Source organism: Gordonia terrae (assembly GCF_001698225.1).
In the GTDB taxonomy this organism is placed as follows: Bacteria; Actinomycetota; Actinomycetes; order Mycobacteriales; family Mycobacteriaceae; genus Gordonia; species Gordonia terrae.
In genome coordinates this window covers 4,496,915-4,518,059 of the sequence record NZ_CP016594.1, presented here as the reverse complement: position 1 = coordinate 4,518,059, position 21,145 = coordinate 4,496,915, and the positions used below count along the sequence as shown (strand labels likewise).

Here is a 21,145-nt window from a genome sequence, read left to right as displayed (position 1 = left end):
GCTACGAACTCGACCCGCTCCGGTGCTCGAGGAGCATCTGGATGGCGCCGACCACGGTGGCGGCGAGTCCGGCGGCGGTGTGCTCGCCGAGTTCGCCGCGCTGCTCGTCGGCACGCATCATGATGACCGACTCCACCAGCCGGAAGGGGAGCAGCGTGCGCTGGTCGGTGTCATCGCCGAGCGCAGCGGCTGCCAGCGCCGCGTAGGAGTGGGCCAATTCCTGTCGATCCGAACGGAATTCGGCGAAGCGCTGGTCGGCGACCTCGGGCAGCAGATACAGCGCCCCGAGGTTCCAGCGCGATTGCGCCAGCTGGTCGACGTCGAAACGTGCGAGTTCCAGCAGCCGGGTCAGCGCGGGCTCGTCGCCGTCGAGGAGTTCCCGTGCGCGTTCGAGTGAGGCGACGACGGTCGTCTCCAGCAGCGTCGCCAGGATGTCGTCCTTGGTGGCGAAGTAGTGGTACATCGACGCCTGCCGGATGCCCACCGCCTCGGCGATCATCCGCGTCGATGTCCCGGTGTACCCATGACGGGTGAACAATTCGGCGGCGGCGTCGAGGATCTCCTCGCGTGCGGTCTGCCCGCGTCGCCGTGCCGGCACCAGGCGCGGACGGCCGCGACCGATCGGAGTCGGGGCCGCGCTCGAGCCGGTCGGCATGCTCGTCTCCTTTATAGGGTCGGTGCGATTTCCCGACCCTAGCCGACGGATTACGCTCTTCTGCCGCACACGAACCCGCAGGTCGGGGTAACCCCAGGCGCGTAACGGGGACGTAACCGGAGTTTTCACGACCGGAACAATCCTGTCAATCGATAGAAATCCGAGCGGGCTTATCTATCAGGTGACAGGAAACAGTGCCTGACTCACACCGTTGCTCAACGTGGAGCTTCTTCTCCGAAAGGAAGACCGCGCATGACCTCCACCCCCGAAGTGGCTCCCGCGACGACGCCCTCCTCGCCCGCCGGAGACGCCGACGCACACGACCTCTCGGCGCTCGGTTACGACCAGCAACTCCATCGCTCGCTCGGCAAGTTCGCGTCCTTCGCCGCCGGGTTCTCCTTCGTCTCGATCCTGACCACCATCTTCCAGCTGTTCGGCCTCGGGTTCGGTTTCGGCGGTCCGGCCTTCTTCTGGACCTGGCCGATCGTCTACGCCGGCCAGTTCCTGGTCGCCCTGTGCTTCGCCGAAATCGCTGCGCGGTACCCGATCTCGGGCGCGATCTACCAGTGGTCCCGCCGGATGGGGGGCGAGGTCGTCGGCTGGTTCGGCGGCTGGTTCATGATGATCGCGCAGGTGGTCACCGCCGCTGCGGCCGCCATCGCCCTGCAGGTCGTCCTGCCGTCGATCTGGATCGGATTCCAGATCATCGGCGACGACCCGACTCTGACCACCACCAGCGGTGCGGCGAACGCGGTGCTGCTCGGTTCGGTCCTGCTCGTGGTCGTGACCGCGATCAACTGTGTCGGCGTCCGGTGGATGAGCCGGGTCAACAGCATCGGCGTCGTCTGCGAACTCGTCGGTGTCGTCGCGGTGATCCTGGCACTGTTCACCCACGCCCAGCGCGGCCCCGACGTCGTCTTCGACACCGGCGTTCCCGGTCAGCAACCCGGCTACATCTGGGCGTTCATCGTGTCCGGTCTGATGGCCGCCTACGTCATGGTCGGTTTCGGGTCGGCGGGTGAGCTGGCCGAGGAGACCCGCGACCCGCGCCGCGTCGCACCTCGTACGATCCGGATGGCGCTGACCGTGTCGGCCATCGGCGGCGGACTGATGCTGCTCGGCACCCTCATGGCGGCGCCCACCCTCGACGAGCAACTCGCGACCGGCGGTCTGCCGTACGTTCTCGATTCGGTACTCGGCAGCTTCTGGGGCAAGGTCCTGCTCGCCGACGTGGCGGTGGCCATCTTCATCTGCACCCTCGCCATCCAGACCGCCTGCTCGCGTCTGATGTTCTCGATGGCCCGCGACGGCCGGCTCCCGTTCTCCGCGCAACTGTCACATGTCAACAGCCGCACCGGGACCCCGATCCTGCCCTCGATCCTGATCGGTGTGCTCTGCATCGGTATCCTGCTCGTGAACGTCGGCAACTCCGCGATCTTCGCGACCCTCGCCAGTGTGTGCATCATCCTGATCTACCTGGCCTATCTCGCGGTCACCGGTCCGATGCTCTACCGACGGTTCCAGGGCTGGCCGCATCGTGGCGGCCGGGGCAACCCGACCGTCGATGCCGGTGGCCGAAAGCTGTTCAGCCTGGGTCGTTTCGGGATCGCGGTGAACGCCCTCGCGGTGCTCTACGGCGCCCTGATGGTGATCAACCTGGCATGGCCGCGGGCCGAGGTCTTCGACCCGGCGGGTGAGATGCCGATCCTGCGGTGGGCCGGTCCCATCTGCATCGTGGCGACCGTCCTCGTCGGGATCGCCTGCTATCCCCGCGGCAAGGAACACCCCCGGCCGGTGAACACCGATCCGTCCGCCTGAGCGCGCCGCACACAATCACCACGACAAGGAGTTCCGAATGAGCACGATCACCGCGGCGGGTACCGGCACCACCACCGGTGCACGCGAACACGCCCGCGCGCAGGCCGGCGCGATCACCGACAGCATGCCGGTGGTGCCCGCGTCGAACTGGCCCGCTCCGCCCGACGACGTGCCGGCGGCCTCGTTGACCTGGGCGGAGACGGTTTCCGGCGGTCGCTACACCAGCAAGGTGTTGGCTCGGGGGACCCGCCTGCGGTTCGCCGACGTCGCCGGGGCGGCGTGCGCACACGTGCTGCTGTGGCGCGCCGACGCGCCGTGGGAACGTCTGAACGTCGCCGACACCGTCAAGGTCCCGTGGCAGGCCTACCTGGGCGCGGGCCATCCGCTGCTCAGTGACCAGGGCCGGGTGCTGGCCACCGTCGTCGCCGACGACTCCGGGCATCACGACGCGCTGTGCGGCACGTCCACCCTTGCCGGGAATGCAGCGAAATACGGCGCGGGCGAGGTGTATTCGACGAGTCCCGCCGGTCGCGAACTGTTCACGCTCGCCGCGGCGAAACACGGTCTGACACCGACCGACGTCGCCCCGTCGTTGTCGTTCTTCCACGGCGTCACCGTCGACGCCGACGGGGCGCTGCGCTCGACCGGGAGCGCCGGGCCCGGCCGGACCGTGGATCTGATCCTGCATCTGCCGTGCACCGTGGCGATCGCCAACACTGCTCACCCCCTGGATCCGTCGCCCGATTTCGGCACCACCTCGCTGGAAGTGCTGGCGTGGCAGGCGCAGAACGATCTCGACACCCTGCTGGCCGAGGTCGCCGGAACCGACCCCGAGTACCAGCGGGCCGTCGCCAACTCCGAAGACGTCTGGGCCGCGGCTCATCACCGAGCCGTCCAGTAGAGAGGACCACCCATCGTGACCGAGACACACTCCGCAGTCATCCCCGATGTCGCGACGGAACCCGCCGCCGGACTCGCCCTCGTCCCCGGCACCGTCGTCGACGACGCGCAGGTGGGCGAGCGGGCACCGTGGTCGGGTGTCGTCGCCGCCGGCGACGTGCTCACCATCGTCGACCTGCACGGCAATCAGGCCGTCGACACGCTGTTCTACGCCGCCGACGACACCACGCGGCGGTATTCGGCACAGGCGACGATCACCGCGCAGGGCAACATCTTCCTGACCACCGGCAGCGTCATCCGCGATCACGACTCCGCACCGCTGATGACGATCGTCGCCGACGAGGTCGGCAACCACGACACCCTCGGCGGCGCGTGCTCGCAGGAGTCGAACACGCTGCGGTACGGCCACCACACCAAGCATCAGCACGCATGCGTGGAGAACTTCCTCATCGAGGGCAGCCGCCACGGACTGGGCAAGGCCGACCTCGTCGGGAACGTGAACTTCTTCATGAACGTGCCCGTCGACCCCGACGGCTCGCTCGGCATCGTCGACGGGTTGTCCGCACCCGGTAAGCGACTGGCGCTGCGGGCCGAGGTCGACACCCTGGTCCTCATCTCGAACTGTCCGCAGATCAACAACCCCTGCAACGGCTTCGACCCCACCGCGGTGCGCGTCATCGTCACCCGGCCGTTCTGAGAATCTCTTTCCGCCGCGCCCCCGGGCGCCGACCGAGCCCGACGAGGAATTCACCATCATGACTGCCACCACCCCGGGTGCCGTGACCGTTCTCCGGTCCGGTCCGCTCACCACCATCCAGGACTGGCCCGGCCGGGTCGGGTACTGGAAGGTCGGCGTACCGCCGTCCGGTCCGATGGACGACCTGTCCTTCCGGCTCGCCAACCTCGCCGTCGGCAACCCGGAGACCGCCGCCGGTCTGGAGATCACCCTCATGGGTCCCGCCCTTCGGTTCGACCGGTCCGCGGTCGTCGCGGTCACCGGCGCGCCGGTGACCGCGACGGTGAACGGAACTCCTGTGCCGCAGTGGGTTCCGCTCACGGTCGAGGAGGGTGACGTCCTCGACATCGGTTCGATCGGCGCCCTGGGTATGCGGGCATATCTCGCGGTGTCGGGTGGGCTCGACGCGGCGGATCATCTCGGGAGCCGGTCGACTTTCACCATGGGACGGTTCGGCGGACTCAACGGCCGGGCGCTGGCCGCCGACGACCGTCTGGAGCTGCTGGACGGGCCGGTCGGCGCGCCGCGTCGAATCCTCGGTGACGAGCAACCGGCCTTCACCAACTCCTGGCAACTGGCGGTGACCGTGGGACCCCACGGCGCACCGGAGTTCTTCACCGAGGAGGACATCGCCGATCTGTTCGCGACCGACTACGAGGTGCACTTCAACTCCGACCGGACCGGCATCCGACTGATCGGCCCCCGACCCCGGTGGGCACGCGACGACGGTGGCGAGGCCGGCCTGCACCCGTCGAACATCCACGACACCGCGTACTCCGTCGGTGCGCTCGACTTCACCGGCGACACACCCATCCTGCTCGGTCCGGACGGGCCGAGTCTCGGCGGATTCGTGTGCCCGGTGACGGTGACGACCGCGCAACGGTGGAAGCTCGGCCAGCTGAAGCCGGGGGACACGATCCGGTTCATCGCGGTACGCGGCGACCGGGCGGCCTCGCCCACCGAACTCGGGCTGGGTCGGCGGGCCTGCTTCGTCGACGTCCTGTCGTCGGGTGGGGACACCGACAACGGAATCCTCGGATCCACCACGACAGCCGATGGAGCGACCTCGGTGACATACCGGCGGTCCGGTGACGACAATGTGCTCGTCGAGTACGGCGAGATGCACCTCGACCTGGCCCTGCGCGCCCGGGTGCATGCGCTGGCCGAGCGGATCGCCGCCGAGAAGCCGCGCGGGCTCGTCGATCTCACACCGGGTATCCGTTCGCTGCAGGTGAAGGCCGACCCGGACGTGTGGTCGCAGGCGCAGATGCTGGAGTGGCTGACCGAATGCGAGAGCCAGTTGCCGGCCGCCGAGGACCTCGTGGTGCCGAGCCGCACCGTGCACCTGCCCTTGTCGTGGGACGATCCCGCGACCAGGGAGGCCATCGAACGGTACATGCTGGGCGTGCGATCGGATGCGCCGTGGTGCCCGTGGAACATCGAGTTCATCCGACGGATGAACGGCCTGGATTCGGTCGACGACGTGTACCGCACCGTTTTCGACGCGAGCTACCTCGTGCTCGGCCTGGGTGACGTCTATCTCGGTGCGCCGGTGGCTGTTCCACTCGACCCCCGGCATCGTCTCGTCACCACCAAGTACAACCCGGCCCGCACGTGGACGCCGGAGAACGCGGTGGGGATCGGCGGCGCCTACCTCTGCATCTACGGCATGGAAGGCCCGGGCGGTTATCAGTTCGTCGGCCGGACGACGCAGGTGTGGAATCACCGGCATCCGTTGCCGGCACCGGGATTCGATCCCGAACATCCGTGGCTCCTCCGGTTCTTCGACCGAATCCACTGGTACCCGGTGAGTGCGGCGGAACTCCTCGACATGCGGGCCGACGTCGCCGCCGGGCGCGGGGACAGCACGAAGATCGTCGACGGTGAGTTCTCGCTGGCCGCGCACCAGAGCTTCCTCGACGAGCACGCCGCCGACATCGCGATCCGGCGGAACACGATGGAGACCGCTCGTGCGGAAGAGCGTGAACGGTGGTCGATGCAGGGCGAATTCGCCGCGAAGGCGGCGGGAGTGGGCCGCGCCGGTGCCTCGGGGATCGCAGACGACAAGGAGCGGGTGGCATGAGCAGGATCGACGAGCTGTATGCGCGGATCGCCGAGGCGGACCGGCCGGAGGTGTTCATCACGCTGCGATCCGAGGATGAGGTCGCGGCCGAGTACGAGCGGTCCGTCGCCGCCGGCGGTCCGCTCGCCGGCGTGCTCCTCGCCGTCAAGGACAACGTCGATGTCGCAGGCGTGCCGACCACCGCAGGGTGCCCCGGGTTCGCCTACACCCCCGAAGTCGACGCCCCAGCGGTCGCCGCCTTGCGCGCGGCAGGAGCGGTGGTCGTGGGCAAGACCAACCTCGACCAGTTCGCCACCGGCCTGGTGGGGACCCGCAGCCCATATGGGGCGGTGCGGGATTCGCGGCGACCGGACCGCATCTCGGGCGGATCGAGCTCCGGCTCGGCGGTGGCCGTCGCCCTCGGGTTCGCCGACATCGCGATCGGCACCGACACCGCCGGGTCGGGCCGGGTGCCGGCCGGCCTGCAGGGCATCGTCGGCATCAAGCCGACCGTCGGGGTGGTCTCCACTGCCGGAGTCGTGCCCGCCTGTGCGAGTTACGACGTCGTCACCGTCTTCGCCGCCGACCTGGCGCTGGCCGACCGGTCCATGTCGGTGATGGCCGAAGCCGCCGGCACCCGGCCCTTCCCGCAGTCGATCCCGTACGCCGCCCCGGAACGCCCGGTGATCGCCGTGCCCACCGAACTGCCCGGCCTCGACGAGCGCTGGCGGGCCGCCTTCGACGACGCCGTGCTGCGTGCCGAATCCGCGGGTCTGATGGTCAAGACCATCGATCTGTCACCGTTTCTCGAGGCCGCCCGGCTCCTCTACGACGACGCGCTCGTCGCCGAACGCTACGACGCGGTGGGGGACTACCTCGATTCGGTCCCCGACCCCGATGTCGCCGGACTCGACCCGACCGTGTCGGCGATCATCGATGCGGCGCAAAGGTTCTCGGCCGTCGACCTGTTACGGGCTCGTCGTCGGCTCGCCGACCTGCGCGCCACGGCGATGCAGCAGTGGGGCGACGCCACGGTCCTGATGGTGCCGACCGCCCCGGCACACCCCACGCTCGCCGAGGTGGCCGCCGATCCGGTGGGCGTGAACTCGCGGATGGGCACGTACACCAACTTCTGCAACCTCTTCGATCTGTGTGGACTCGCCGTGCCGGCCGGGACGGTCGTCGACGAGGGCGGCAGCACAGCACAGTTCGGCATCACGTTCCTGGGCCGCGGACATGCCGACGCCGTGCTCGTCGACGTGGCACGCCGATTCCTCGGCGACGACTCGGTGGCGCCGTCCTGGGCGGAAGATGACGAGGCGATCGAGCTCGCGGTCTTCGGGGCGCACATGCGGGGCGGGCCGCTGACCCACGAACTCGGCGATCGCGGCGCCCGATGGGCCGGTGAGGTCACCACGACCGCGTCCTACCGCCTCGTGGCCCTGGACACGACCCCGCCCAAGCCGGGTCTGATCCGCGATCCGGCCGCCGGTCGCGAGATCCGTGGCGAGGTGTGGACGCTGTCCCCGGCAGCGCTCGGGGACTTCTTGGCCGCTCTTCCCGCGCCGATGATGCTGGGCAAGGTCGAGATCGCCGCCGGCGAGACCGGGCCGGCCCGCTGGATCGTCGGGTTCGGGTGTGCTGCCGACGCCGGCGCGTCGGGGCAGATCCTCGACCGCGACCGCTGGTAGATGCGGGCAGCGGCGCCGCGCTCCCAGGAACCACCGCCGCACGAACCGGATTCGACATCGCGGAGTCGTTCAGCTGAGGTCGCCTGTACCGGAACTCATCTCACGTCCGGTCCTGGACGTCTGACCAGAACGGCCGATTCGTGCCGTTTCCACCGATCGACTACCGATTCGCCGACCGTGGTGATTCACTTACTCAGCTCGGGAGGTCGGAGAGAAGAGAGTTGGGCGGATGACCAGGGTGGGGCGCAGCGAGATTCAGCGATCGGACAAGGTCGCTCGACGCGAGAACCGGAAACAGCGGCGGCAGCACCGCGCGATCGCGGGGGCGGCCGCGTTGGCGACCGTCGCCGCGATCGGCGCGGGGCAGGCGGCGGAACCGGCAGTGGCCGACGCGGCGCTGCTCCCGGGTATCCCGTCCGAGATCGACGATCTGCGGAACTGGTCGAAGGGTTTCGACAAGACCAACCCGCTCGGAGGTCTGGTGACCACGATCGGGAACGGCGCGCTCGCCGACATCGCGGAGCAGTGGCGCATCCAGAGCTGCATGTCCGGCGGCGTCCGGGATGGAGCCGACTGCTCGCAGTCGAGCACCGAGTACGGCGGTATCGGACTCGCCGTCGTCCTGCCCGACCGCATCGAGGTCGTGCCGATCGCGGTCTACGACCCGGTGAAGGGTGTCTTCGACACGCTGTCCGGTTCGGTTCTCGGAGACATCATCCGCTGGCTCGGCGTCGACCTGCCGAAGACGATGACGGACGGCCCCGCCACCGAGGGTTCGTCGACGGTCGCCGGGAACGGCTTCCAGTTCGCTCTCGCCTACCGCGGGGGCGACGCAAGCGCGACATCGTATCTACCTCTGAGCATCGCGACCGCGGGCGCGAGCGACGGGCGGACCGCGAAATCGTTCGCGCTGATCGGGATGGCCCATGCGTGGAACACCGGACCGCTCGATGTCACGGTCCTCGGGGAGACGATCGGAACCGTCCCGGGTGTCCAGGGGGTCGGCTGCTACGGCGGACTCACCGGCGCCTACGCCGATGGCGTCGGAGCCTGCGCAAATGTGCTGGGCACCTTCGACTTCCGCTGGCAACAACCCAACGGCGAACTTCAGTTCGCGCTCACCGATCCAACCGCACTGATCGCCGATCCCGGCGGGGTTCTCGGCGGCCTCGGCGCCGAGGTTCTCGAGGGTCTGCTCGCCGGCATCCTGAGTGGCTCCGGTCTCGACTTCGACAGTGACTGGATGTCCCTGTCGAAGGACTTCGCCCGCCTGAGCATCGGGGGTGATCACGACCTGTTCAGCGGCAACTTCCTCCGGCTGACGAGCGATTACGGTTTCACCGGTCCGATCACGGTCGACTGGCTGGGTTCGAAGGTCACCTTCCGCCCGCTGGTCGAGGTCAACGGTGAGCTGCGGCCGAACCGTCTCGGGTTGCCGGTCATCGAGTTCGGGCAGCTCGACACCGGTGAGCTCATCCCGGTCATCCGTATCCCGGAATACAAGTTGCCGTTCGGTCTGCCGGCGACCGACCCGATCGACACCGGGGTGTCGACGAGCTCGGCGACCACGACCCTCTCGTTCGACGATGTGTCGACGGGGCAGGTGACGGCCGATGACGGTACCGGCGAGGCCCAGAGCTACGTCGGCAAGCACCGCTCGGCGGAGGACTCCTACGTCGGCAGGCATCGGGCACCGGAACCCTCCGACGACAGCGGCTCCGAGGGATCGGACGGCGGCGGATCGGACGTTCCGGAATCCGAGAGCCCGGACGCCCACGACACCGATGAGGACAGCGTGGATGCGGTCGACAACGACGCACACGCAGACGCCGACAGCGCCGACGATGACGGTGTGGACGCCGGTGACACCGACTCGGGCAGTGAATCCGGATCGGCCGCAGCCTGATCGGCCGCAGCCTGATCGGCCGCAGCCTGATCGGCCGCAGCCTGATCGGCCGCGGACCCCTGCTCCTGGTCCGAACGAACCTCGCAACCACCGCTCCCTGATCCGGGAGAATCTTCGTGGCTCGCGTCGCTCCCGCCGCAGGGGCGGAAACCGGGCGACATGCTTCAGCGCAACTGTTCCGTCGCAAGACGCGACTACGCTGGGCACACGACCCCGGGACGGCTGACGGGCCGGGCCGGGTAACCGACCAGGGAGGGCCTCATGGCGATCGATCGAGACAAGAGCAGAGCGGTGTCGGAGGTCGTGCGTCAGCACCCGGCGATGAGTCTCGTCGCGGTCTCGCCCGGCATCGCCGTGTTCGTGACCCTGCTGCTGCTCGACCAGACCCTTCTGGCGATCCTGTTCCTCATCCTCGCCGTCGGCGGTGGCGCATACCTGCTCACGCGCAAGCGCTGACGGTGGCGTCCGTTGCGATCCCGCACCGAGGATTTGTCCGCGGCTACAGTGGTGCGCAATGAGTGTCCGCCGACGCTGAACCGCGCGGTGAACGGGTTGAAGGGAGTCGGCGTCGTGGTCGCTGAACCGGGTCGAGGCGTTCGCACCGGACGTGTTCTCGCGTTCGGGACGAGTCGGCTGGGCAGCTGACATGTCCACCCGTGTCGACGCCTACATCTGGGCCATCCGTCTGACCAAGACCCGGTCGGCCGCGGGCGCCGCCTGCCGCGGCGGCCACGTCCGGGTCAACGGGGTGACGGCCAAGCCCGCGCAGCCGGTGGTGCCGGGTGACGAGATCCGGGTTCGGCTCGCCGGGCGGGAGCGCATCGTCGAGGTCACCAGGACGATCAGCAAGCGGGTGTCCGCGCCGATGGCCGCCGAGTGCTTCGTCGACCGGTCGCCGCCACCGCCACCCAAGGAGATCCTCGCCAGTCAGCCACGGCGCGACCGGGGGGCCGGGCGGCCCACCAAACGTGAACGGCGGCAACTGGACCGGCTCCGCGACAGCACCTTCCTCATCGCCGCGCTGGCCGCGGTCGCACTTCTCGTCGGCGCCTGCTCCGGCGACGAGCCGACGTCCGACCCGAACAAGCCGAACACGCCCGAGGCGCCCGCCCAGGCCGGTTCCGGTCCGTTCTTCGGCAAGTGTGGCGGCGTATCCCTCGAGGACGTCGTCCGGATCACCGGGTTCGCCGGGCTCACCGAGACCGTGAACAACACCTCGGTGTGCGAGTGGGACACCACCGGTTCCCGGACGGGGGCCGTCGCGTCGTTCAACTGGTATCGCGGCTCGCCGATCGGCCGTGAGGAAGCGAACGTGAAGCTGTCGCGCGACGTGACCAACAGACTCGAGATCGACGGTCACCAGGGGTTCATCGGCTACACCCAGTCAGGTCAGATCTGTGAGGTCGGCATCGGTTTCGGGGCGGACTTCTTCGAGTGGTCGATCCGCGGGGACGCCGCCACCCCACGACCGATCGAGGAGATCTGCGACGCCGCTCGCGAGTTGGCGACGATGTCGATCGAGCGTGCGTCGTGAAGCGGGTCCTCGTCCTGCTGGCGGCCGTGCTGGTGGGCCTGGCCGCCCTCGCCGGGTGTGCACGCACGGTCGAGGGTGAGCCGGTGCCGCTCGGGGCTGCGGGACAGTCCGGGAGCAGCGACATCGACACCGACCAGTTCGACCGCCTGCTGCTCGAATGCGATGTGTTGCCCGACGCCATGATCGCCGACGTCGTCGCCGGCGGCGGATTCGCCGAGCGGTCGTTCAGCGGCGCCATCTGTCGCTGGCTGGTCTCCGGTACGACCGACGTGGTGAGCGTGACCTTCAACTGGTTCGAGTGGGGCAGCATCAACGTCGAGAAGGAGACCGCGAAAAAGCTCGGCTTCGAGACCGAGAACATCAAGGTCGCCAGTCAGTCGGCGTTCACCCAGCGCAGCCCCGACCGTCCGGGAGTGTGCGGGGTGACCGCGAGGGCGCCGAGCCGCGGCATCTTCACCTGGTTCGTCGAACCCCGCAGTGCGCCTCCGGGCGACCCCTGCGCGGCACCGATCAAACTGATGGAGCTGCTGCTGCAGGGCGGTCAGTGAGCCTGCCGGTGTCAGTGTGCGGCTCGTGTGGCACCTGGTGACCTCGACGGGCGCGGCGGCCTCGCTGCGCTCGGTCGACGCTGCTGGGCCAGCGGGTGGTTGAGCTCCGGGTACCGCTGGTTGAGCTGCGGGTACCGCTGGTTGAGCTCCGGGTACCGCTGGTTGAGCTTGTCGAAACCACTACTCCGGGATCGGCCCGACGACGACGGTGGCCGCGACCACGAGTTCGTCGCCGGTGCCCGGCATCAGCAGCCACACGGTCAGGCGGTCGCCCTCGCGCACCCGCCGCAGGATCAGCCGGGTGCCCGGCACGATGGGCCGCAGGTATTCGATGACGACCCGGTGCGGACCGTCGACGAGGTCGGGGTGTTCGACGAGCTCGTCTTCGATCGCCTCGAGATAGGCGGCGTTGTTCAGGTGCTTGAACGGGTCGAAGTCGGTGATCCGGAGGACGTGTTCGCGGTCCGGGAAGTCGATCTCGGCCGGATCGGGGGCCTTCTCCGGATTCATCGACCGCCAGCGGAGGCGGTGCTCGTCGGTCATCGCCGACAGCATCGTGAACGCCTCGTCGGACAGCCGTGACGGCACGCCCTTCTCGTTGACGTTGATCCAGAACGCCTCGGTCTCGATCAACCCCGGGGGGCGGGGCCGTGGGTTGAACCGGTTCGTCTCGTGCTCTGCCGTGAGGCGCACGCGCATGTTGGTCCAGCGCGTGGACAACGCCCCGCACCAGCGTTGCGCGGTGACCGCGCCCGGCCAGGTCAGCGGCTCGATGACATCGATGATGGTGCGGCGGACGATCCAGAACGGGTCCGTCGCGCTGAACTCGGTGGCCTCGAGATTGTCGTTGGCGACGTCCTGGAGGTACCGGGCCACGGCGTCGAGCCGCACCCGCATGTCCTGATCGACGTCGCCGGTGCGGATGCGATAACCCACCTCGTAGAACTGGGATCCAGGCTTGCGGTCCGGGAGTGATGCACCGGACACTGCTGGCGTAACCTGGCTCACTCGAGTCCCTCCGATAGGTCGCCGGTATCTTTGCAGCTAAGATACATCCAACCGGAAAAATAGAACACGTTCTACGTGTCGGATTACGAGGAAACAGCAGATGGCGCATGTGATTACCCGCCCATGTTGCAACGATGCCAGTTGCGTGAGCGTGTGTCCGGTGAACTGCATCCACCCCACGCCCGACGAGCCGGAGTTCCTCACGGCGGAGGCCCTCTACATCGATCCGGAGACGTGCATCGACTGCGGTGCCTGCATCGACGAGTGCCCGGTGGAAGCGATCATCCCCGATGATCAGCTGGAGGAACGCGACGAACCGTATCTCCAGATCAACGCGGACTACTACAAGGACCACGACGTCGAGGGCGGGCTCGTCCCGCCGCGCAAGGCGCCCCCGCTGCCCGACAAGGAACTGCACGTGGCCGTCGTCGGTGCCGGACCCGCGGCGTTCTACGCCGCGGAGGAGCTCGTCCGCAAGCCGAGCATCAAGGTCGACATGTTCGACCGGCTGCCGACGCCCTACGGACTCGTGCGCGCCGGGGTCGCACCCGACCACAGTGCCACCAAGGGAGTCGAGAAGACCTTCGCCTCGGTCGCGGCGAAGAAGAACTTCTCCTACTACCTCAATGTCGAGGTCGGCAAGCACATCAGCCATGACGAACTCGTGGCGCGGTACCACGCGGTCATCTATGCGGTGGGCGCCTCGACCGACAAACGGCTGGGCATCGAGGGCGAGGATCTGTCCAACTCGGTCGCCGCGACGCAGTTCGTCGCCTGGTACAACGGCCATCCCGACTTCGCCGACCTCGCCGTCGATCTGTCCGGCGACCGGGCGGTCGTCGTCGGCAACGGCAACGTCGCGCTCGACGTCGCGCGGATCCTGGTCACCGATCCCGACGAGCTCGCCAAGACCGACATCGCCGATCACGCGCTCGCGACACTGCGGGAGTCGAACATCTCCGAGGTCGTCCTCCTGGGTCGCCGTGGCATCGCGCAAGCGGCCTACACCAACAGCGAGTTCCTGGCTCTCGGCGACGTCGAGGGTGTGGATGTGATCATCGATCCCGACGAGCTGGTCCTCGATCCGGCCACCGAGGCGGCACTGTCCGACGACACGCTCGACTCAACCATCGCCACCAAGATCCGACTCGCCCGCGAATTCGCCGAGCGCCCGCAGACCGAGGGCAACAAGCGCATCGTGTTCCGGTTCCTCACCTCTCCGGTCGAAATTGCCGGGGACGGCGAAGTGGCTACGCTTACGTGCGTGCGCAATGCCTACTCCGACGCGACCGGGAAAGTTGCGGTGACACCCACCGACGAGCGTTTCGACCTCGAGACCGGCCTGGTCCTGCGGGCCATCGGTTACCGCGGCGTGCCCGTCACCGACCTGCCGTTCGACGAGGGACACGGCGTCGTCCCCAACACCGAGGGACGCGTCCAGACCGCCGCCGGTGGTGACGTGATGCCGGGCCTCTATGTGACGGGTTGGATCAAACGCGGAGCAACGGGGGGTATCGGCATGAACCGCATCTGTGGCCAGGAGACCGCGCAGGCCGTCATCGCCGACTTCGTCGCCGCGGCCTTCGACGATCCGTCGACCTCCCGGGACGACGTCGCCGCCCTGGTGGCCGATCGCGGCGCCAACCGCATCGATCTCACCGGGTGGAAGGCGATCGACGCCGCTGAGAAGTCCGCGGGCAAGGCCGCCGGCCGGGTCCGCGCGAAGTTCGTCAATGTCGCCGAGTTCGAGGCGGCTGCCACCGCCGGAGCTCAGTGATGCGGATCGCACTGCTGTCCTACCGCAGCAAGCCCCACTGCGGCGGACAGGGCGTCTACGTCCGTCATCTGTCCCGCGAACTCGCCCTCCTCGGCCACAGCGTCGAGATCTTCTCGGGGCAGCCCTATCCCGAGCTCGACCAGGTCGCGATCGACGCCGGCGTCACCGTCACCAAGGTGCCGAGCCTGGGCCTCTACGACGAGCCGGATCCGTTTCGCACGCCTCGCCCGGGCGAATACCGCGACTGGATCGACGTTCTCGAGGTGGGCTCGATGTGGACGGCGAGCTTCGGCGAACCGCTGACGTTCAGCCTCCGAGTGGCCAGGCTCCTCAAGGAGAGGCGCGACGACTTCGACATCGTCCACGACAACCAGTGTCTCGGTTACGGATTGCTCGACATCCAGAAGGCGGGCTTCCCGCTGATCGCGACGATCCATCACCCCATCACGCGCGACCGCACGCTCGCGGTGAAGGCGGCAAAGGGATGGCGAAAGATCAGCGCGTGGCGGTGGCATTCGTTCCTGCGTATGCAGGGTCGGGTCTCGCGGCGGATTCCGGAGCTGCTCACCGTTTCCCGGAGCAGTGAGGTCGACATCCGCAAGGCGTTCGACATCCCGTCGGGTCGCATCACGACGATCCCGTTGGGCGTCGACACCGAGATCTTCACGCCGGCCGCAACCCGGGTGCCCGGTCGCATCGTGTGCGTCGCCAGTGCCGATGCGCCGTTGAAGGGGGTGTCGTACCTGTTGGAGGCGGTTGCGAAGCTGTCCTCCGAGCGGGACGTCGAATTGGTACTGGTGTCCAAGTTGGACCCGAACGGCCCGTCCGCGAAGATGATCGACGATCTGGCGATCGCCGACCGCGTCTCGGTGGTGTCCGGACTCGAGGACGAGGAGATCGCCGGTCTGCTCGCCTCGGCCGAGGTCGCGTGTGTGCCCTCGCTCTACGAGGGTTTCTCCCTACCCGCGGTCGAGGCGATGAGTTGCGGTACACCGCTGGTCGCCACCCGGGCGGGCGCGATCCCGGAGGTCGTCGGAACCGCCGAAGAGGCCGCACTGTTGGTGCCGCCGAGGGATTCCGGGCGCCTCGCGCAGGCGATCGGCCGTCTGCTCGACGACGCGGACCTGCGGGCACGTCTCGGCGACGGCGGCCGTCGTCGAGCCGAGGAGAACTACAGCTGGGCAGCGGTGGCCGCGAAGACGGCGGCTCACTATGAAACCGTGTTCGCCGGACACCGGCGGGCAACAGAAGGGACGACGAGTGCTCACAGTTGATTTCGACCGGCTTGGCGTTGGACCGGGCACCAAGGCGATCGACATCGGGGCGGGGCAGGGTAGGCACTCGTTCGAGATGTTCCGTCGCGGCGCCGAGGTCATCGCCTTCGACATGTCCGAGAGCGACATGTCGGACGTCGGCGAGATGTTCGACGCGATGATGGCCGAGGGGCACGTGCCGGCATCGGCCAAGGCCCGCGCCGAGGTCGGGGACGCGCTCCGGCTTCCCTACTCGGACAACAGCTTCGATGTGGTCCTGATGAGCGAGATCCTCGAGCACATCCCGACCGACGAAGGCGCGATCACCGAGATGGTGCGTGTCCTGAAGCCGGGGGGAGTCGCCGCGGTCACCGTGCCGCGCTACTGGCCGGAGAAGGTGTGCTGGGCCCTGTCCGACGAGTACCACGAGGTCGAGGGCGGGCACGTCCGCATCTACAAGGCATCCGAACTCGCGGGCAAGCTGCAGCGCGCCGGACTCGAGGTCACCGGCACGGACCACGCGCACGCACTGCACGCACCGTACTGGTGGCTGAAATGTGCTGTGGGCGTTGAGAACAAGGACAATGTCCTGGTGAAGGGTTATCACCAGCTGCTCGTCTGGGACATGATGAGCAAGCCGTGGCTCACCCGCGTCGGGGAGCAGGTGCTCAACCCGCTCATCGGCAAGTCGGTGGCCCTGTACCTGCGCAAGCCCGAGACCGCCACCGCGTCTTCATGACGAGGCCCTCCAGGAAGGGAGTCGCATGACGACCGCTCCGGCGGTCCCCGGTGTGGTCACGGGTGAGCAGATGCACGCCACCGGCGCCGCGATCGTCGGCATGCAGGAGGAGTCGGGGGCGCTGCCCTGGTTCCCCGGCGGGCAGACCGATCCGTGGGATCACATCGAATCGGCGATGGCGCTGTCGGTCACGGGTTTTCACGCCGAGGCCGAGGCCGCCTACGACTGGTCGCGACGTAAGCAGCGCGACGACGGGTCCTGGCCGATCCGTACGGTCTGCGGCAAGGTCGAGGACGCCGGGACCGACAGCAACTTCTGCGCGTACATCGCGGTCGGGGTGTGGCACCACTACCTGATCACCGGTGACGACGCGTTCCTGCAGAAGATGTGGCCGGTCGTCTGGTCGGCAATCGACTGTGTCCTGCGTTTCCAGCGGGAGGACGGGGCGTTTCGCTGGGGTGGCGACCACCGCACCGGAGCGATGTTCGGCGAGGCCCTGATCACCGGCAACGCCAGCATCTTCCAGGCTCTGGACTGTGCGATACGCATCGCGGGCGAGATGGACCAGCCCGACGAGACCTGGACAGCCGCACACAGCCTGCTCGGGGATGCCATCCGGTCCGATGTCGGGCGCGAGGAGTGGCAGATCTTCACCCCGCCGTCCGAGCATTCGATGGACTGGTACTATCCGATCCTCGGCGGAGCAGTGCGGGGTCGCGAAGGTCAGGAACTGATCGCTCGCCGCTGGGAACAGTTCGTCGTCCCCGGCAAGGGTGTCCGATGCGTGGACCATCGGCCCTGGGTGACCGGTGCCGAGACCTGTGAGCTGGCCCTTGCTCTGGACTCGCTCGGCGACACCGCCGACGCCATCGAGCTCATCGCCTCGATCCAACACCTCCGTGATCCAGACGGATCGTATTGGACCGGGCTGGTGTTCGCCGACGGCAAGCGCTGGCCGGTCGAGAAGAGTTGCTGGACTTCGGCCGCCGTCGTCCTCGCGGCCGACGCGGTGAGCCGGACGAGCGTCGCGAACGGGATCTTCCGGGATGTCCGTCAGCGTCTGGTCGCACCGACACCCTGACCGGTGACCCGGCGGGCGGTCATTCCGCGAGCGTCGAGCCCGAGTCGCTCTGCTCGGCAAGGGCGCGCCGGGCCTCGTCGTGCAGCACTGCTCGCAGATCCTTCTCGAGCGCAACGAATTCCGGTGAGGTGAGGACCGCGAGTTCCCGCGGCCGCGGGAGCTCGACGCGCGCTTGGCGGACGACGGTCGCCGGTCGGGCGGACAACGCGATGACCCGGTCCGAGAGGTAGATGGCCTCACGGATGTCGTGGGTGATCATCAGCACCGTCCACCGGTAGCGTTGCCAGACCGACTGCAGCCACGACTGCATCTCCGTCCGGGTCAACGAGTCCAGGGCGCCGAACGGTTCGTCGAGCAGCAGCAGATCGCGGTTCTGCACGACCGTGCGGAGCAGGGCGGCCCGCTGTCGCATCCCCCCGGACAGCTGAGACGGGCGCGCGTCCTCGAACCCGGACAACCCGAAGGTGGGGAAGAGCTCCGCCGCCCGGCGACGGGCATCGGCTGCCGGCACACCCTGTACCTGCAGGCCGAGGATCGTGTTGTCGAGGATCGTGCGCCAGGGGAACAGCAGATCCTTCTGCGGCATGTACGCGCAGTGTCCGGCGATCGCGGCGTCGCCGCCGACGGTGACGCTGCCGGAGTCGGGTACGTCGAGCCCGGCGAGCATGCTGAAGATGGTGCTCTTGCCGCAGCCACTCGGTCCGATGACGGAGACGAACTCGCCGGGCTCCGCCGTGAACGAGACCGCGTCGAGCACGTGACGCGGAGGTTGCTCGCGGCCGCTCCGGGGGAAGGATTTCGTCAGCCGGTCCACGACGAGCCGGCGAGCGTCGTCGGTCATGAGGGCTCGGTCTTCTCGGCGCGAGCCCACGGCACGACGACGCGTTCGATTGCGAATGTCAGCAGATACAGCCCGACGCTGATGACGGCCGTCACCAGCACGGCCGCGAGCACGAGGTCGGTGCGGAACGAGTTCTTCTGGAGGCTCATGTAGATGCCGAGCCCCTGGCTGGCGCCGACGTACTCGGCGAACACGGCACCCACCACCGCGTAGGTGATGCCGATCCGCAGCGCCGTGAAGAACCGGGGGAGCGCGGACGGCAGGCGCACGTAGCGGAAGATCTGCCGGCGGGTGGCGCCCATGCTCCGCAGGAGTGCGCCGGCCTCGCGATCGGCGGCCGCGAACCCCTCGATCAACCCGATCGCCATCGGGAAGAAGGTGACAAGGGCGATGACGAGGACCTTCGGGAGCACGCCGAAGCCGAACCAGATGATCATCAGCGGGGCGATCGCGATGATCGGCAATGTCTGCGACGCGACGAACAGGGGCACGAAGGCTCGCCGCAGGGTGGGGGAGAAGTCGACGATGATCGCCAGTACCCATGCCAGGACCAGTGACACCGCGAAGCCGATCAGGGTGACCTGAAGCGTCGCCCCGGCGTGCACCCCGATCTCGTCCCGATGCGCCCACCCCTGTGCCGCGACCCGGGACGGCGACGGCAGCAGTTGCGGTCGGACCCCGCTGAGGTCGACATAGACCTGCCAGGCCGCGACGAGTACCACCACCGCCACGATCGCGGGCGCGGCCCGCCGGAGGCCGGTGCTAGCGAGACGCGTCGAGGTAATCATTGGTGAAGTAGGTCGACCAGTCCGGCTCGGTCGTGAGCGCGGACCCGTCCGGACCCGTGAGAAGCCCACTGCGGTAGAGGAACCCGGAGTTCCCGGCCCACTGCTCGAGCGTCTGCCCGCCCACCCGGCCGTTCGCGTCTTTCATGTACTGGGCGGCAAGCATCCGCTGGCTCTCGACGACCAGCTTCTCATCGTTGAACGCGCCCGGATTGGCGGCGATGAGGTCGCGGGCGGCGGCATCCGGGTCATCGGCCGCAGCCTGGTAGCCGCGTTGCAGTGCCCGTACGAACGTCGCCGCACGCTCCGGGTTCTCGTTCAGCCAGTCCTCGTTGGCGTCGACGACGATCGCGTAGGCCTCCGGGAAACCGAAGTCCGTATAGTGGAAATACCTCATCGGCGTTCCGTGGTGCTCGGCCTCGATGCCCTCCCAGGCGAGATACGAGACGGTGAAGTCCGCCTTCCCGGAATAGACGGCCTCGTATGCGGAGGTGCCGAGGGTGACCGAGGTGAATTCACCTGTGCCGCCGTCGTTTCGGATCACCCGCTTGAGTGTCTCCACCTCACCGGGGTCACCGAACCCGGCATAGGTCTTGCCGTCGAGGTCCTTCGGGCTCGTGATGTCGTCGCGGTCGGCGCGGACACCGATACCTGTCGCCCACCGCTGCAGTGGTGCCAGCACGGAGATCGTGTGCGCGCCCGATGCCCGAGAGAAGGTGGACGAACTGTGGGTGCTGATCCCGAATTCGGCGTTCCCCGCGTCCACGACGGTGTCGACGGAGGTGTTGTTGTAGGGCAGGATCTCGACGTCCAGGCCGGACTCGGCGAAGTATCCGCGCTGTTGCGCCACGAAAAGGCCCGTGTGATTGGTGTTCGGGGTCCAGTCGAGCGCGAACCGGATGGTGTTGTCGGAGGCGGTGTCCGACCCGCACGCGGTGGCCGTCGACAACACCGCGACGGTGGCAACGAGGCAGGCCAGGACGCGGCGCACGCGGCCGGTCATGCGGCGGGCCATGCGTAGGGGTTCAGCGCGGTGTCCCAGAACATGAGCTCATACCGGGTGGCGATGGTGAACGCCGCGGACATCGCAGCCTGTTCCGGCGCGCCGGCCGACGCCGCGGCCGCATCCACCAGTTCCCTTGCCCGGGCGGCGGATTCCTGGAACTCCGGGGCGTCGTAGGTGGTCACCCACTGGGCATACGGGTGCTTCGGGTCGGCGGCGAGGACCTCGGCGGCGCTCGCCGCCAGTCCACGGCCGACGTCGGCGTAGATCCAGAAGCAGGGCAGCGCCGCGGCGGCGCCGACCGCGTACGACTCGGTCGCTGCGGTGGCGATCAGGTAGGACACATAGGCCAGGCACGCGGTCGACGGCTCGGGCTCACCCTGCCGCGGCGGCAACTGGCCGCCCCCGAGCAGGTCGCCGTGCAGGGCGACCTCGACGGTGGCCGCCGTCGACGACGAGTCCGCCCAGAACGCCGCGGTCTGCGGATCGGGCGACTTCGACGCCAGGATCGCGAGCGCTTTCGAGTACCCGGCCAGGTACAGCGAGTCCTGCTCCAGGTAGGTGCGGAACACCTCGAGGGGCAGCGTGCCGTCTCCGAGGCGGTGCAGGAATTCGAGATCGTCGATCGACGCTCGCAGAGCTGTCGTCTGTTCCCACAGGTGGTCGGTGAAGCGGCCGGGATCCGGCGTGTGCGCATGCAAAGACATGACATCCCTTCGTCAGCATTACCTGGACAGGTTCTCGGGTCTCATCTCAGCCCCGCAGTCGCGGAGCACCCCGTGTCAGAACGCAACCAGGCTAGCAGAGG

General features: G+C 68.2%; 19 protein-coding genes and 1 riboswitch. Of the genes, 13 read left to right on the top strand and 6 right to left on the bottom strand.

Annotated features, from left to right (window positions below; genetic code table 11):
- Window position 1 precedes the first annotated feature (1 nt).
- Window positions 2-655: a TetR/AcrR family transcriptional regulator gene (locus BCM27_RS20070; protein ID WP_004022483.1), complete on the bottom strand. Its 654-nt coding sequence runs from the start codon at window positions 653-655 to the stop codon at window positions 2-4.
- Between the two features lie 252 nt (window positions 656-907).
- Between BCM27_RS20070 and BCM27_RS20065 the strand changes: the two genes are divergently transcribed.
- From BCM27_RS20065 to BCM27_RS20025, 9 genes are all read left to right on the top strand, one after another.
- Window positions 908-2,473: an amino acid permease gene (locus tag BCM27_RS20065; RefSeq protein ID WP_004022482.1), complete on the top strand. Its 1,566-nt coding sequence runs from the start codon at window positions 908-910 to the stop codon at window positions 2,471-2,473.
- A gap of 37 nt (window positions 2,474-2,510) precedes the next feature.
- A complete protein-coding gene (locus tag BCM27_RS20060) occupies window positions 2,511-3,374 on the top strand; it encodes an urea amidolyase associated protein UAAP1 (protein WP_004022481.1) in 864 nt (287 codons plus the stop codon).
- Window positions 3,375-3,389: 15 nt separating this feature from the next.
- On the top strand, window positions 3,390-4,070 hold the full coding sequence (locus BCM27_RS20055; RefSeq protein ID WP_004022480.1) for an urea amidolyase associated protein UAAP2: 681 nt from the start codon (window positions 3,390-3,392) through the stop codon (window positions 4,068-4,070).
- Between the two features lie 58 nt (window positions 4,071-4,128).
- A complete protein-coding gene (locus BCM27_RS20050; protein ID WP_004022479.1) occupies window positions 4,129-6,192 on the top strand; it encodes a 5-oxoprolinase/urea amidolyase family protein in 2,064 nt (687 codons plus the stop codon).
- Complete coding sequence (gene atzF, locus BCM27_RS20045) at window positions 6,189-7,862, top strand: allophanate hydrolase (RefSeq protein ID WP_033206320.1); 1,674 nt, start codon at window positions 6,189-6,191, stop codon at window positions 7,860-7,862. Before BCM27_RS20050 ends, atzF begins: the two co-directional genes overlap by 4 nt.
- A 229-nt stretch (window positions 7,863-8,091) precedes the next feature.
- Complete coding sequence (locus BCM27_RS20040; RefSeq protein ID WP_004022591.1) at window positions 8,092-9,768, top strand: hypothetical protein; 1,677 nt, start codon at window positions 8,092-8,094, stop codon at window positions 9,766-9,768.
- A 261-nt stretch (window positions 9,769-10,029) separates the two neighbouring features.
- The gene (locus BCM27_RS20035; RefSeq protein WP_004022592.1) at window positions 10,030-10,224 is read left to right on the top strand and encodes a hypothetical protein; all 195 of its coding nucleotides are present in this window, start codon (window positions 10,030-10,032) and stop codon (window positions 10,222-10,224) included.
- A 190-nt stretch (window positions 10,225-10,414) separates the two neighbouring features.
- Window positions 10,415-11,302 carry a DUF3558 family protein gene (locus tag BCM27_RS20030; protein WP_004022593.1) on the top strand — a complete coding sequence of 296 codons (888 nt, stop codon included), beginning with the start codon at window positions 10,415-10,417 and terminating at the stop codon, window positions 11,300-11,302.
- Entirely contained in the window at window positions 11,299-11,850 is a 552-nt protein-coding gene (locus BCM27_RS20025; RefSeq protein ID WP_004022594.1) for a DUF3558 domain-containing protein, read from the top strand. Before BCM27_RS20030 ends, BCM27_RS20025 begins: the two co-directional genes overlap by 4 nt.
- Before the next feature lie 180 nt (window positions 11,851-12,030).
- On the opposite strand, the gene BCM27_RS20020 is transcribed toward BCM27_RS20025, so the two are convergent.
- Window positions 12,031-12,858 carry an acyl-[acyl-carrier-protein] thioesterase gene (locus BCM27_RS20020; protein ID WP_004022595.1) on the bottom strand — a complete coding sequence of 276 codons (828 nt, stop codon included), beginning with the start codon at window positions 12,856-12,858 and terminating at the stop codon, window positions 12,031-12,033.
- Between the two features lie 100 nt (window positions 12,859-12,958).
- Here BCM27_RS20020 and BCM27_RS20015 point away from each other — a divergent pair, with 100 nt between their 5' ends.
- Genes BCM27_RS20015 through BCM27_RS20000 form a run of 4 tightly spaced genes read left to right on the top strand, consistent with a single transcriptional unit; the run spans window position 12,959 to window position 17,708 of the window.
- Window positions 12,959-14,635 (top strand): FAD-dependent oxidoreductase, encoded by a 1,677-nt coding sequence (locus BCM27_RS20015; RefSeq protein WP_081487034.1) that lies wholly within the window; start codon window positions 12,959-12,961, stop codon window positions 14,633-14,635.
- Entirely contained in the window at window positions 14,635-15,909 is a 1,275-nt protein-coding gene (locus tag BCM27_RS20010) for a glycosyltransferase family 4 protein (RefSeq protein ID WP_004022597.1), read from the top strand. The genes BCM27_RS20015 and BCM27_RS20010 overlap by 1 nt, the downstream gene beginning before the upstream one ends.
- On the top strand, window positions 15,896-16,627 hold the full coding sequence (locus tag BCM27_RS20005; RefSeq protein ID WP_004022598.1) for a class I SAM-dependent methyltransferase: 732 nt from the start codon (window positions 15,896-15,898) through the stop codon (window positions 16,625-16,627). The genes BCM27_RS20010 and BCM27_RS20005 overlap by 14 nt, the downstream gene beginning before the upstream one ends.
- 25 nt (window positions 16,628-16,652) lie before the next feature.
- Window positions 16,653-17,708 carry a prenyltransferase/squalene oxidase repeat-containing protein gene (locus BCM27_RS20000; protein WP_004022599.1) on the top strand — a complete coding sequence of 352 codons (1,056 nt, stop codon included), beginning with the start codon at window positions 16,653-16,655 and terminating at the stop codon, window positions 17,706-17,708.
- Window positions 17,709-17,727: 19 nt separating this feature from the next.
- On the opposite strand, the gene BCM27_RS19995 is transcribed toward BCM27_RS20000, so the two are convergent.
- From BCM27_RS19995 to BCM27_RS19980, 4 genes are all read right to left on the bottom strand, one after another.
- Window positions 17,728-18,549 carry an ABC transporter ATP-binding protein gene (locus tag BCM27_RS19995; RefSeq protein WP_004022600.1) on the bottom strand — a complete coding sequence of 274 codons (822 nt, stop codon included), beginning with the start codon at window positions 18,547-18,549 and terminating at the stop codon, window positions 17,728-17,730.
- The gene (locus tag BCM27_RS19990; RefSeq protein WP_033206314.1) at window positions 18,546-19,337 is read right to left on the bottom strand and encodes an ABC transporter permease; all 792 of its coding nucleotides are present in this window, start codon (window positions 19,335-19,337) and stop codon (window positions 18,546-18,548) included. Before BCM27_RS19990 ends, BCM27_RS19995 begins: the two co-directional genes overlap by 4 nt.
- Window positions 19,312-20,349, bottom strand: a complete 1,038-nt coding sequence (locus tag BCM27_RS19985) for an ABC transporter substrate-binding protein (protein WP_033206313.1) — start codon at window positions 20,347-20,349, stop codon at window positions 19,312-19,314. Before BCM27_RS19985 ends, BCM27_RS19990 begins: the two co-directional genes overlap by 26 nt.
- Window positions 20,334-21,044: a TenA family protein gene (locus BCM27_RS19980; RefSeq protein ID WP_004022603.1), complete on the bottom strand. Its 711-nt coding sequence runs from the start codon at window positions 21,042-21,044 to the stop codon at window positions 20,334-20,336. Before BCM27_RS19980 ends, BCM27_RS19985 begins: the two co-directional genes overlap by 16 nt.
- Window positions 21,032-21,127, bottom strand: a riboswitch (TPP riboswitch). Its footprint overlaps the gene before it by 13 nt.
- Window positions 21,128-21,145: the final 18 nt, after the last annotated feature.

Excerpts from the sequence above, each read along its gene's own strand:
- BCM27_RS19990 (WP_033206314.1), bottom strand. The coding sequence starts at position 19,337 with ATGATTACCTCGACGCGTCTCGCTAGCACCGGCCTCCGGCGGGCCGCG.
- BCM27_RS19985 (WP_033206313.1), bottom strand. The coding sequence starts at position 20,349 with ATGGCCCGCCGCATGACCGGCCGCGTGCGCCGCGTCCTGGCCTGCCTC.
- BCM27_RS20040 (WP_004022591.1), top strand. The coding sequence starts at position 8,092 with ATGACCAGGGTGGGGCGCAGCGAGATTCAGCGATCGGACAAGGTCGCT.
- BCM27_RS20035 (WP_004022592.1), top strand. The coding sequence starts at position 10,030 with ATGGCGATCGATCGAGACAAGAGCAGAGCGGTGTCGGAGGTCGTGCGT.
- BCM27_RS20030 (WP_004022593.1), top strand. The coding sequence starts at position 10,415 with ATGTCCACCCGTGTCGACGCCTACATCTGGGCCATCCGTCTGACCAAG.
- BCM27_RS20000 (WP_004022599.1), top strand. The coding sequence starts at position 16,653 with ATGACGACCGCTCCGGCGGTCCCCGGTGTGGTCACGGGTGAGCAGATG.
- atzF (WP_033206320.1), top strand. The coding sequence starts at position 6,189 with ATGAGCAGGATCGACGAGCTGTATGCGCGGATCGCCGAGGCGGACCGG.
- BCM27_RS20065 (WP_004022482.1), top strand. The coding sequence starts at position 908 with ATGACCTCCACCCCCGAAGTGGCTCCCGCGACGACGCCCTCCTCGCCC.
- BCM27_RS20010 (WP_004022597.1), top strand. The coding sequence starts at position 14,635 with ATGCGGATCGCACTGCTGTCCTACCGCAGCAAGCCCCACTGCGGCGGA.
- BCM27_RS19980 (WP_004022603.1), bottom strand. The coding sequence starts at position 21,044 with ATGTCTTTGCATGCGCACACGCCGGATCCCGGCCGCTTCACCGACCAC.
- BCM27_RS19995 (WP_004022600.1), bottom strand. The coding sequence starts at position 18,549 with ATGACCGACGACGCTCGCCGGCTCGTCGTGGACCGGCTGACGAAATCC.
- BCM27_RS20060 (WP_004022481.1), top strand. The coding sequence starts at position 2,511 with ATGAGCACGATCACCGCGGCGGGTACCGGCACCACCACCGGTGCACGC.
- BCM27_RS20070 (WP_004022483.1), bottom strand. The coding sequence starts at position 655 with ATGCCGACCGGCTCGAGCGCGGCCCCGACTCCGATCGGTCGCGGCCGT.
- BCM27_RS20015 (WP_081487034.1), top strand. The coding sequence starts at position 12,959 with ATGGCGCATGTGATTACCCGCCCATGTTGCAACGATGCCAGTTGCGTG.
- BCM27_RS20050 (WP_004022479.1), top strand. The coding sequence starts at position 4,129 with ATGACTGCCACCACCCCGGGTGCCGTGACCGTTCTCCGGTCCGGTCCG.